13 protein-coding genes and 1 tRNA gene are annotated in these 11,429 nt (G+C 35.4%); 9 read left to right on the top strand and 5 right to left on the bottom strand.

Annotated elements, in window-relative coordinates:
• The 3 genes from gltX to F0460_RS10755 all read left to right on the top strand — a co-directional run bounded on the left by gltX (position 1) and on the right by F0460_RS10755 (position 3,251).
• A complete protein-coding gene (gene gltX, locus F0460_RS10765; RefSeq protein WP_150013076.1) occupies positions 1-1,518 on the top strand; it encodes a glutamate--tRNA ligase in 1,518 nt (505 codons plus the stop codon).
• Positions 1,519-1,716: 198 nt separating this feature from the next.
• On the top strand, positions 1,717-2,202 hold the full coding sequence (locus F0460_RS10760; RefSeq protein ID WP_150013074.1) for a hypothetical protein: 486 nt from the start codon (positions 1,717-1,719) through the stop codon (positions 2,200-2,202).
• 59 nt (positions 2,203-2,261) lie between these two features.
• Entirely contained in the window at positions 2,262-3,251 is a 990-nt protein-coding gene (locus F0460_RS10755; protein ID WP_150013072.1) for an SPFH domain-containing protein, read from the top strand.
• Between the two features lie 20 nt (positions 3,252-3,271).
• On the opposite strand, the gene F0460_RS10750 is transcribed toward F0460_RS10755, so the two are convergent.
• The 3 genes from F0460_RS10750 to F0460_RS10740 are packed head-to-tail and all read right to left on the bottom strand — an operon-like array spanning position 3,272 to position 4,275.
• On the bottom strand, positions 3,272-3,535 hold the full coding sequence (locus F0460_RS10750; protein WP_150013070.1) for a DUF6327 family protein: 264 nt from the start codon (positions 3,533-3,535) through the stop codon (positions 3,272-3,274).
• A gap of 5 nt (positions 3,536-3,540) precedes the next feature.
• The gene (locus F0460_RS10745; protein WP_150013068.1) at positions 3,541-3,891 is read right to left on the bottom strand and encodes a hypothetical protein; all 351 of its coding nucleotides are present in this window, start codon (positions 3,889-3,891) and stop codon (positions 3,541-3,543) included.
• Between the two features lie 3 nt (positions 3,892-3,894).
• On the bottom strand, positions 3,895-4,275 hold the full coding sequence (locus tag F0460_RS10740) for a YtxH domain-containing protein (RefSeq protein ID WP_150013066.1): 381 nt from the start codon (positions 4,273-4,275) through the stop codon (positions 3,895-3,897).
• Between the two features lie 160 nt (positions 4,276-4,435).
• Between F0460_RS10740 and F0460_RS10735 the strand changes: the two genes are divergently transcribed.
• Positions 4,436-5,872, top strand: a complete 1,437-nt coding sequence (locus F0460_RS10735; RefSeq protein ID WP_150013064.1) for a dicarboxylate/amino acid:cation symporter — start codon at positions 4,436-4,438, stop codon at positions 5,870-5,872.
• A 144-nt stretch (positions 5,873-6,016) separates the two neighbouring features.
• On the opposite strand, the gene F0460_RS10730 is transcribed toward F0460_RS10735, so the two are convergent.
• Entirely contained in the window at positions 6,017-7,702 is a 1,686-nt protein-coding gene (locus F0460_RS10730) for a glutamine--tRNA ligase/YqeY domain fusion protein (RefSeq protein WP_150013062.1), read from the bottom strand.
• A 101-nt stretch (positions 7,703-7,803) separates the two neighbouring features.
• Here F0460_RS10730 and folB point away from each other — a divergent pair, with 101 nt between their 5' ends.
• The 5 genes from folB to F0460_RS10705 all read left to right on the top strand — a co-directional run bounded on the left by folB (position 7,804) and on the right by F0460_RS10705 (position 10,979).
• The gene (gene folB, locus F0460_RS10725; RefSeq protein ID WP_150013060.1) at positions 7,804-8,163 is read left to right on the top strand and encodes a dihydroneopterin aldolase; all 360 of its coding nucleotides are present in this window, start codon (positions 7,804-7,806) and stop codon (positions 8,161-8,163) included.
• Positions 8,164-8,225: 62 nt separating this feature from the next.
• Positions 8,226-8,296: transfer RNA gene (locus F0460_RS10720), tRNA-Cys, on the top strand.
• A 184-nt stretch (positions 8,297-8,480) separates the two neighbouring features.
• Positions 8,481-8,786, top strand: coding sequence for an NTF2 fold immunity protein (locus tag F0460_RS10715; protein WP_150013058.1), 306 nt, complete (start codon positions 8,481-8,483; stop codon positions 8,784-8,786).
• A 36-nt stretch (positions 8,787-8,822) separates the two neighbouring features.
• Positions 8,823-9,374, top strand: coding sequence for a hypothetical protein (locus F0460_RS10710; RefSeq protein WP_150013056.1), 552 nt, complete (start codon positions 8,823-8,825; stop codon positions 9,372-9,374).
• 141 nt (positions 9,375-9,515) lie between these two features.
• The gene (locus tag F0460_RS10705; RefSeq protein WP_150013054.1) at positions 9,516-10,979 is read left to right on the top strand and encodes an APC family permease; all 1,464 of its coding nucleotides are present in this window, start codon (positions 9,516-9,518) and stop codon (positions 10,977-10,979) included.
• A gap of 32 nt (positions 10,980-11,011) precedes the next feature.
• Here the strand turns inward: F0460_RS10705 and F0460_RS10700 are convergent, their stop codons facing one another.
• Positions 11,012-11,410 carry a hypothetical protein gene (locus F0460_RS10700; RefSeq protein WP_150013052.1) on the bottom strand — a complete coding sequence of 133 codons (399 nt, stop codon included), beginning with the start codon at positions 11,408-11,410 and terminating at the stop codon, positions 11,012-11,014.
• Between the last annotated feature and the right edge of the window lie 19 nt (positions 11,411-11,429).

The raw sequence follows: 11,429 nt of genomic DNA, 5'->3' as shown, positions 1-11,429 counted from the left end.
ATGACAAAACCAGTACGTGTACGTTTCGCACCAAGCCCAACCGGTCCTTTACATATCGGTGGTGTAAGAACAGCCTTATTTAATTACCTGTTTGCAAAGAAAAACAACGGCGTTTTTTATTTAAGAATAGAAGATACCGATCAAAACAGATTTGTTCCGGGTGCCGAAGAATATATTTTTGAAGCTTTAAAATGGTTGGGAATTGAACCTGATGAAACTATTGGGGTAAATGAACAATTTGGACCTTACCGTCAAAGCGATCGTAAACATTTGTACAAACAATACGCTTTAGATTTAATTCACAATGGTTTTGCTTATTACGCTTTTGATTCTGCCGAAGAATTAGATGCCTTGAGAAAAGATACCGAAGCAAACGGAAATACCTTTATATACAACCACACGGTGCGAGAGAGTTTAAAAACGTCGTTAAATATGACTAATGACGAAATCGAAGCACGTTTATATAACAACGATCCGTATGTGATTCGTTTTAAAATGCCTATCGATGAAAAACTAACGCTGAAAGATCTTATTCGTGGCGAAGTTACGTTTGATACCGCTTTGTTAGATGATAAAGTATTGTATAAATCAGACGGGATGCCAACCTATCATTTGGCAAATATTGTAGACGATCATTTGCAGGGAACATCACATGTAATCCGTGGCGAAGAATGGTTGCCATCGTTACCGTTACATTATTTATTGTATCGATCTTTTGGATGGGATGCACCAGAATTTGCACATTTACCATTAATATTAAAACCGGTTGGTAACGGAAAATTATCAAAACGTGACGGCGATAAATTAGGTTTCCCGGTTTTTCCGTTAGATTGGAAATCAGAAACTGGCGACACATCAATGGGTTACCGCGAACAAGGATTTTTCCCTGAAGCTGTAATGAATTTCTTGGCGCTTTTAGGTTGGAACGATGGTACAGAGAAAGAATTATTCACTTTAGAAGAATTAATCGAATCTTTTGATCTGGCTCGTGTAAACAAATCGGGAGCAAAGTTCGATCCTGAAAAGAACAAATGGTTCAATCATCAATATTTGGTAAAGAAAGAAAACAGCGAATTGGCGGTTTACTTAAAGTCGGTTTTAAACGAAAAAGGAATTTCTGCAGATAACGCAGTTGTTGAAAAAGTAGCCGGATTAGTAAAAGACCGTGCGAATTTAACGACCGATTTATACTCTTTGGCAGATTTTTTCTTTGTTGCGCCTGAAAAGTACGATGAAAAAGCATCGAAAAACTGGAAAGAAGATACATCTGGTTTAATGCAGCAGGTTATTTCTGTTATCGAAAATGTTAAAAATTTCGAAGCAAAAGAAATTGAATCAGATATTAAAAACTGGATTCAAGAAAACGAATTAGGAATGGGTAAAATTATGCAACCGCTTCGTATTGCGTTGGTTGGCGAGATGAAAGGTCCCGATTTATTTGAAATTATAAGTGTTCTAGGTAAAACCGAAACCACTAAAAGATTAAACGCTGCAATAAATAATTTTAAAAATATTTAATTTTAACAAATAATTATTTTGTAGTTAAAAAATAAGTTTCTATATTTGAAATGTGATTAACAAATGCCCAAGCGTTATTCACAATGATATTTTTTTCATATCAACAACAACAATTTTTTTCTAAATTTTTCTAAATCCCATTCCCTAAAAATGGGATTTTTTTATTATCTTCGGTAAGTATTTAAAAATCAATAAATTATGAAAAAATATCTTTTCCTTACTATATTATCTGCAGGGTTATTCTTTACTTCGTGCGGATCAGACGATTCTAAAAAAAATGACAGGGAAGTGGTTACCAAACCAGGTAAATGGGAACCAACTACCATTCAATTGGTAAAAGTGGTGCCGTTACAGACTATCGATTATCCGCATACAGCTAATTGCAATAAAGATTATTTAGAACTTTCTGCTGGCAACAAAGCAATTTTCTTTAGACACGAAGGTACCGATTGTAAAGTAACAGAATACGCCGATGCTTTTCAACGTACTGGAAACAACGTTTCTTTAAATGTATTGGGTTATAAAATTAGCGGAACGGTTGCTGTAGAAACAGCTACTAATATGGAAATTCACAGCGATATTTCAGAATACATTCCTTTAATAACAGCGCAGTTTCCAGAATACGAACAATATTTAAGTTTATTGGAAGGCGGAACAGTAAAATTGTCTTTCATTAAAAAATAGCATTTAAGCCTCTTTGAAAAAAGAGGTTTTTTTTATATCTTACCAAAAAACAATTTAAAATGGATTTTACAATTTACATTATCATTGGTGTTATTTTATTAATAGTACTGCTATCATTATTTACCGTTAAACAGCAATCGGCTGTAATTGTTGAACGTTTCGGAAAATACCATTCTATTCGTAATTCGGGTTTACATATTAAAATTCCGTTGGTAGATCGTATCGCCGGCAGATTAAATCTTCGTATTCAGCAGTTAGATGTTATTATCGAAACAAAAACAAAAGACAACGTATTCGTTAAAATGAAGGTTTCTGTTCAGTTTAAAGTAATACAGGAGCATGTTTACGAAGCCTTTTATAAGTTGGAATATCCGCACGATCAGATTACTTCTTATGTTTTCGATGTGGTGCGTGCCGAAGTTCCAAAACTGAAGTTAGATGATGTTTTTGAACGTAAAGACGATATTGCAATTGCCGTTAAACGTGAGTTGAACGATGCAATGGTTACTTACGGATATGATATTATTAATACGCTGATTACCGATATTGATCCGGATATTCAGGTAAAACATGCAATGAATCGTATTAATGCCGCAGATCGTGAAAAAACAGCCGCAGAGTACGAAGGAGAAGCAGAACGTATACGAATTGTTGCAAAAGCAAAGGCAGAAGCAGAATCAAAACGTTTACAAGGACAGGGTATTGCAGATCAGCGTAGAGAAATTGCACGCGGTTTGGTAGAATCGGTTGATGTTTTGAACAGAGTAGGAATTAATTCGCAAGAAGCGTCGGCGTTGATCGTTGTTACGCAACATTATGATACTTTACAATCGATAGGTGCAGAAAATAATTCAAACTTAATTTTATTGCCGAATTCGCCACAAGCGGGTAGCGATATGTTAAACAACATGGTGGCATCGTTTACGGCAAGTAATCAGGTAGGCGAATCTATGAAGAAAGTGAATGTAAGAGATAAAGGCTACAGCCAGCCGAAGAAAAATCTTCCACCACAAACCGATTTCCCTTCACAACATAATACAGAAGAATAGTAAAAAACAAACACCAACTATTAAAGTTGGTGTTTGTTTTTTTTAATGAATTTGTTGAATAAAAATTTAAATACGGTTGATAATACTAAAGTTTTAACGCCTTGTGAATTTTTTACCGAACTACCAAAAGAAGCTAATCCTTGTTGAAGTAACTGCCTAGGTGAAAAAAGCTCGGTTATTTCTTCAGCATTATTACCAATCTTCCTGATACTAATTTCGCGTTCAAGTCTAAGTATTTCCAGTTCTTTATCAACCTCTTCGTATGTTTTGTAACGTATCTTCATAAATATCAGTCAAAAAAGATTCTAGAAAATTTTTTAAGAATAGGTATATCTATCATAGCCTTGCGCATTGAATAAACAATAAGTGCAACAAGAATATAAAAACCACCTATAATCAAAAAACCGAAAGTGTTACTGTCTAAGGCTTTTCCTATGGCAAATGCTGCAGCAAACGATAAAAAAAACAACGATAAAACAGCAAATAAGCTTAAAGCGAAAATTTTAAAAATGAAGCCTGCAGCTTTTGATGCTACTTTAAACCCCAACAGCGAATAATAATCAATGTTGGTTTCTAAATAAGCTTTAGCTTCAGACTTCATTTCATGAAGATTGTTTTTTAGATCTTCATTAAATGCCATAGACTACTTTAACTCAGATTTAATATTATCTGCAGCTTTGTTAGTCATATCTTTTGCTCTGTCAACCGCATTAGAAGCTTGTCCTTTTAATTCAGCCAATTTACGCTCTAAACTTGCAATAACGTCTTCTTTTTTATCATCGGCTTTATTTACAAAAGTGTTTAAAGACGATTCGAAATCAGCTTTTTTAGAAGAAATCAAACTTTTAACCTGGTTTTTCAATTCATCCATTTTGCAGTTTAAATCGTCAGTTCCAGATTTAAATCCGTCCGAAATTTTCTTTCTTGTTTTTTCTCCTTGCTCAGGTGCTAATAATACTCCTGCTACAGCACCAACTGCTGCTCCTGCTAAAATAGCTACCAATGTGTTTCCTGTTTTTCCCATAACAAATTTTATTTAATTTTTAATAATGATTTAATGAGTACTAAAGTTAACTAATTTTTTTTAGAACGATGTTAATAACCGGTTAAAATTTAATAGACCGTAACTAAATAAGCCCGAAAAATCTATTTATATTTGCTTTTCAACATTTTACATAACTAACATGTTTAAAAACAAATTAGGAATTTTTACCTCGATATTTATTACTCTTGCAATTATAATTACCCTTTTATACGAATTTGATATTTTACCTGTTTCGGCAGATTTCATGATCGGCGTCCGTTGGGCAACTGCATTGGTATTGATCATAAACGCTTTGGCAAGAAAAAATCTTACCACATGGATTATCACCTGTATGATACTTGGGGTTTTCGTGGGGGTCGATTTTCCTAATGCGGCAATGGCACTGCAACCGTTAAGCAAAGGATTTATCAAGCTGGTTAAAACCATTGTGGCGCCAATTATTTTTGCAACATTGGTTTATGGTATCGCCGGACATTCGGATTTAAAACAGGTTGGACGTATGGCTTGGAAGTCAATGCTGTATTTCTTTTGTGCAACGTCATGTGCCATTTTTATTGGTTTAGCAGTAATTAACATTACGCAGGCAGGTGTGGGGATTGATATGCAAAGCATGCCGCACGAAGTACTTCCTGCACCAAAACCGCCCGACGCTGCCTTACAATCATTACCTGATCATGTTCACGGAATTTATAAGTTTGCTCATTTTATTTACGATTTATTTCCTGAAAACATTGTAAAATCAATGTATGAAAATCAGGTATTACAAGTTGTTGTATTTTCGGTTTTATTCGGAATAGGTTTGGCAATGGTCGAAGAAAAAAAGCGTAAACCTTTGGTTGATTTTACCGAGAGTTTGTCTGAAACCATGTTTAAATTCACCAATATCATTATGTATTTTGCACCAATTGGTGTTGGGGCAGCAATGGCTTATACGGTGGGACATTTAGGTGTTGATATCCTTAAAAACCTGTTCATGCTTTTAGGATCTTTATACATGGCGCTGGTATTTTTTATACTGCTGGTTTTTGTACCGATTATGTTGTTCTTAAAAATACCGATTAAAAAGTTTATTGCGGCCGTAAAAGAACCCGTTTCTATTGCGTTTGCAACTACAAGTTCCGATGCTGCTTTACCAAAAGCTATGAGTGCAATGGAAAAATTCGGAGTGCCGCGTAAGATTGTATCGTTTGTTATCCCAACAGGTTACAGTTTTAATTTAGACGGAACTTCGCTTTATCTGTCGTTAGCATCGATATTTGTTGCACAGGCAGCCGGAATGAATTTAGATTTAGGTCAACAGTTGGGAATTGCCTTTACGTTGATGATCACATCAAAAGGAGTGGCAGCCGTTCCGCGTGCATCGTTAATCGTGTTGATTGCGACAGCAGAACAATTTGGATTGCCGGTATTTATTATCGCCGCTATTTTAGGGATCGATGAATTAATGGATATGGCTCGAACATCGGTAAACGTTATTGGTAACTGTTTGGCCACGGTTGTAATTGCCAAATGGGAAGGCGAGTTTGATGATGAAGCTCCATACCGATTAACTGATGAAACGTTGGATGAGGTTTAGATTTAAAAATTGAATCTTATCAATTACAGCAAATTTAAAACCTGTGAGGTATGAATAAGTAAATTATAATACTACGAAATTTAATAAAAACAAGAAACCCCAACTATTCGGTTGGGGTTCTTTGTTTTATAAATCAAAAAAAACTTACTCTTTACTTTCAACTTTAGCCCACGTATCGCGTAAGCCAACCGTTTTATTAAACACCAATTTTTCTGCAGTAGAATCTTTATCGGTTGCGAAATAACCCAAACGTTGAAACTGGAATTTATCGCCGCTTACAGCTGTTTTTAAGCTTGGTTCTACATAGCCTGTGATTACTTTTAACGAATCAGGGTTAATGTATTCTTTAAAATCAACCTCTTTGTTACCATCAGGATTTTCGTGCGTAAACAAACGGTCGTAAATACGTACTTCGGCTTCAACAGCATTCGGAATCGAAACCCAATGAATGGTTCCTTTTACCTTGCGTTTTGATGCTTCTGTTCCGCTTCCCGATCTTGAATCAGCATCATACGTCACATGAATTTCGGTAATATTTCCGTTTTCATCCTTAAAAACGCTTTCGCCTTTAATAATGTACGCGTTCTTTAAACGGACTTCTTTCCCCAATGTTAAACGGAAAAATTTGTTGTTTGCTTCTTCCAGAAAATCTTCGCGTTCAATATATAATTCTCTTGAAAAAGGGACTTTTCTAAACGTTAGTTCTTCTGCTTCCGGATTGTTTTCAGCATCTAACCATTCTTCCTGACCTTCGGGATAATTGGTAATAATCATTTTAACCGGATCTAAAACAGCCATTACACGATCGGTAATTTTGTTTAAATCTTCACGAACACAGAATTCCAACAACGAAACATCAATTAAATTGGTACGTTTTGCAATTCCAATGGTATCGGCAAAATTACGGATTGCAGTTGGCGTGTAACCTCTACGACGCATACCCGAAATGGTACTCATACGCGGATCGTCCCAACCGGTAACGTGTTTTTCGTTTACCAATTGTAGCAATTTACGTTTTGATACAACGGTGTGCGATAAATTTCTACGAGCAAATTCGCGCTGTTTAGGGCGAACTTTTTCGTCGTCATAAATCTGATCTAAAAACCAATCGTACAATTCGCGATGTGGTAAAAATTCCAACGTACAGAACGAATGCGAAATTTGTTCGATATAATCACTTTCACCATGAGCCCAGTCGTACATAGGATAAATTTTCCAATTTGCGCCCGTTCTGTGGTGCGATGCATTAATGATTCGATACATAATTGGATCACGCATCAACATATTGGTCGATGCCATATCGATCTTTGCACGTAAAATATAAGCGCCCTCGGCAAATTCACCATTTTTCATTCGTTCGAACAAATCCAGGTTTTCCTCAACCGATCGATCGCGGTTTGGCGAATTAACTCCAGCCTGTGTTGGCGTACCTTTTTGCTTTGCAATTTCCTCTGCCGATAAATTATCAACATACGCTTTGCTTTTCTTAATTAAAAGAACAGCCCAATCATATAATTCCTGAAAATAATCAGACGCATAAACTTCCTGATCCCATTTGTACCCCAACCATTCCACATCGTGCTTAATAGCATCAACAAACTCCTGTTCCTCTTTTGCAGGGTTGGTATCGTCAAAACGCAAATTTACCGGTGCGTTGTAATCTAATCCCAAACCAAAGTTTAAACAGATCGATGATGCGTGCCCAATGTGCAGATATCCGTTAGGTTCGGGCGGAAAACGAAAGCGTAATTTATCTTGTGACAAACCATTTTTTAAATCGTCTTCAATGATTTGTTCTATAAAATTCAATGATTTTTCTTTTGTTGACATATTCTTGAATTAAGATTACAAATTTATCAAAAAATGTTTGATTTTAAGCGGTAATGATATGTTATAAAAAAGGTTTAATTTTACGATATAAATTTTAAGAAATGGGAATTATTCGCTTAACAAACATACGCGTTTTTACTAATCATGGTTGCTTAATTGAAGAAGCTAAAATAGGATCGGAATACCGTGTTGATTTAGAAATTAAAGCCGATTTAAGAAAATCATCCGAAACAGATGAATTGGCTGATACCGTAGATTACGTACATTTAAACCGTATTGTAGTTGAAGAAATGGCGATACGATCTAAATTGTTAGAACATGTTGCCAAACGAATTGTAGTGCGTGTTTTCGACGAATTGCCTATGGTTTCGCGTATTTTGCTGGAAGTATCAAAAATAAATCCGCCGATTGGTGGTGATGTACAGCAAGTTACTATTGTTATGGAAGAATACCGGGCATAATTTTATGCTTTAGGTTTTGATATTTAATTTTTTGTAGTAGATTTGCAAACACATTACAGAATGGCATCTTGGCCGAGCGGCTAGGCACCGGTCTGCAAAACCGACTACAGCGGTTCGAATCCGCTAGATGCCTCTTCAAAAAACCTTCAACTATTGAAGGTTTTTTTGTTTTACTACACTTTGCATTTACCAAATTGCTATATTTATCTTAAAACTTTATGAGATGAGAAACTTCGTCATTATATTTTCTTTCTTTCTTTCTTTCTTTCTTTCTATTGAACAGTTACATAGTAAATGCACAAGATAATCGTATTTACTTGGGAAAAAAGTTTGCACAAAAAGAGCTTAATTTAGTATTGGCTATTGAAAAAGAGAATCGTAATTATATTGGTGAGAAACCATTAATTAAGGATGAAGAAATGGCAATTCAAGTAATAGAACCAATTGTAATTGGAAAATATGGCAAAGAAAGAATAGATTTACAGAAACCTTATGAAGTTCATAAAATTGAACAATATTATATAATTACAGGAACTTTACCTGGTGGATCTATTGGAGGAACATTTGTAATTATTATTGATGAAAAAAATGCGAGAGTATTACATTTAACACATTACAAATAATTTCATAATAACTATATTTATCTTAAAAATCATACTATGAAGAAAATTGCATTATTCTTTCTGTTGATGGTTATCGCAGCGTGTTCGTCTGAATCTTTATCGGTTAAACAGGCTACAAACCTGATTGAAACGCATACCGAGAAATATCCTTATTTCGAAAAAACGAATTTACAGTTAGGCGAACAGAAATACAGTGTTCGTAAAGATTCCGCGGAACTGTCGGTTTTAAGAAATCTGGCATCACAAGATTTAATCATTTTAGAAACCATCAGTTCACATAAAAAACTCCTTTCTAAAGATTCTGTTTTAGTGGTAAATATTGGTTTAACAACCAAAGCTGACGATTTTGTGATCGATCAAAAAAAGAACAAAGCACAGGTTAAAACCTATCTTTTTACTATTCAGGAAGATTCTGATGTTCAGTTAGAATTGAACAGTAAAACCAAAGCAACGGCATCTGCAAAGCTTATTAAAACCAGCACACCTTTTGCGGGTTTAAGTAAAGATAAAAATCCAAACGCTGCCTTTATCATGCAGAAATTTGTCTTGAAATACAACAAAGAAACTGGTTGGTATGTAGCCAGATAATGAATTCAATTTTGATAAAAACGTAATATTTGGTGTCGATTTTTCACTTTTCGTCAGTTGCCAAAGATTATAAAGAAAGAAGACGTATTTTTTTGATAAAAAAAATATATATTTGGTATTGATAGAAAACAAATCGAACGTATGTCGAATATTTGGATAAAAAAGCCTTTAAGTGCCTACGAGGCAGATATTAAAAAAAGTGATTTAAAGAAAATATTAGGTAAATGGAGCTTAACAGCTATTGGTGTTGGTGCCATTATTGGTGGCGGAATCTTCGTGCTTACTGGTACGGGAGCGTATTATAACGCGGGTCCGGCTTTGGCATTATCATTCGTAATTGCTGGTATTGCCTGTATTTTTGCGGCGTTGTGCTATGCCGAATTTGCTTCGATACTTCCTGTAGAAGGATCTGCTTATGCGTATGCGTATGGAACCGTAGGTGAAATTTTTGCATGGGGATTAGGCTGGTGTCTGATATTAGAATATGCCATGGCAAGTATGGCGGTCTCCGTGAGTTGGTCCGGTTATTTTACCAAATTTTTAAAGATGTTTGGCATTTACCTGCCCGATTATCTTACTACAGATCCCGTAAGTTACACAGGCGAAGGCTTTGCAATGAACCTTCCTGCATTCATCATTGTACTTTTAGTAACCGCTTTATTGGTAAAAGGAACTAAAGAAGCTGCTAAAACAAATAATTTTATCGTTATTTTAAAAACTACCGCTGTTGTATTTGTGGTTATTGTAGGCGCATTTTATGTAGTGCCAGAAAACTGGATGCCTTTTATTCCGGAACAAACAATGATCAAGCAAACAAGCGGCGAAATGGCTCCGGCATACGGTTTTCAAGGAATTATCTCGGGTGCGGCAGCAATTTTCTTTGCTTATATAGGTTTCGATGCTGTTTCTACACAGGCAGGCGAGGCAATTAATCCTAAAAAAGATGTTCCGTTTGCCATTATTACCTCTTTATTGATCTGTACTGCCTTATACATTATGGTTTCGTTAGTATTGACCGGAATGATGCATTATTCTGATTTTGATCCGTTAGGGAAATACCCTGAAGCAATAAAAGCACCGGTGGCTTACGCGTTTGAAATTGCCGGGAAACATTGGGCAAGTAATATTGTTACCATTGCTGCTACTGTTGGATTGATTTCAGTTGTTATGGTAATGATGATGGGACAATCTCGTATTTTCATAGGAATGTCTAAAGACGGACTGATTCCTAAATTTTTCGGCGAATTGCATCCAACAACAAAAACCCCGTATAAAGGAATCATTTTATTAGGATTGATAGTAGCAACGGTTTCTGCTTTAACACCTATATCAACCTTGGCGCACATGACCAGTTTTGGAACTTTGTTTGCCTTCACAATGGTTTGTATTGCCGTTTGGATCATGCGAAAAAGACAACCAAATATTGAACGACCATTTAAAGTACCTGCCTATAAAATAATTGTCATATTAGGCGTTATTATTAATATAGGTTTAATAATTACATTAGACAAACTAGCGTTGATGCTATCTGGTTTCTGGCTTGTTCTGGGAATAATCGTTTATTTTGCGTACAGTAAAAGAAATAGTAAATTGAATAACCCATAAAACTAAAAAATCAGCTTTTAAAGCTGATTTTTTTAGTTTTTGGTACCTGTCCAAGTTCCATCTAAATCTTGAACCGGACTGTTCCAAGTTCCTGATCCCGTTTTATCGGTTAAAGTTCCTGTCATTGTTCCTACTTCTTCACCACTGTAAGAATATGAAACATTTATAGTTCCGTTTTCTGTAACATTGCCAGTTAACACAAAGTTTACTGATGCTACGCTGTTTGAAGATACTGTTCCTGTTGCTTTTCCTGCCGCATCAATTGTTGCTGTCCAATTTCCGGTGTCTCCGCCAGAGAATGTTCCAACCCATGTTCCTTTAAATTTTTCCAATTTGTTTTCTTGGTGAACGTGATTGTCATCGCTAGAACAAGAAATAGAACCGAAAGCCAATGCGCTAAAAATGCAGATTGTTAGAAAATGTTTTTTCATATAAAATGTTTGTTTAAAG

It is taken from the genome of Paenimyroides baculatum (genome assembly GCF_008629655.1).
Lineage (GTDB): Bacteria > Bacteroidota > Bacteroidia > Flavobacteriales > Flavobacteriaceae > Flavobacterium > Flavobacterium baculatum.
Note: the sequence above shows the minus strand (reverse complement) of the source record. Positions and strands in the feature narration are given on the sequence as shown.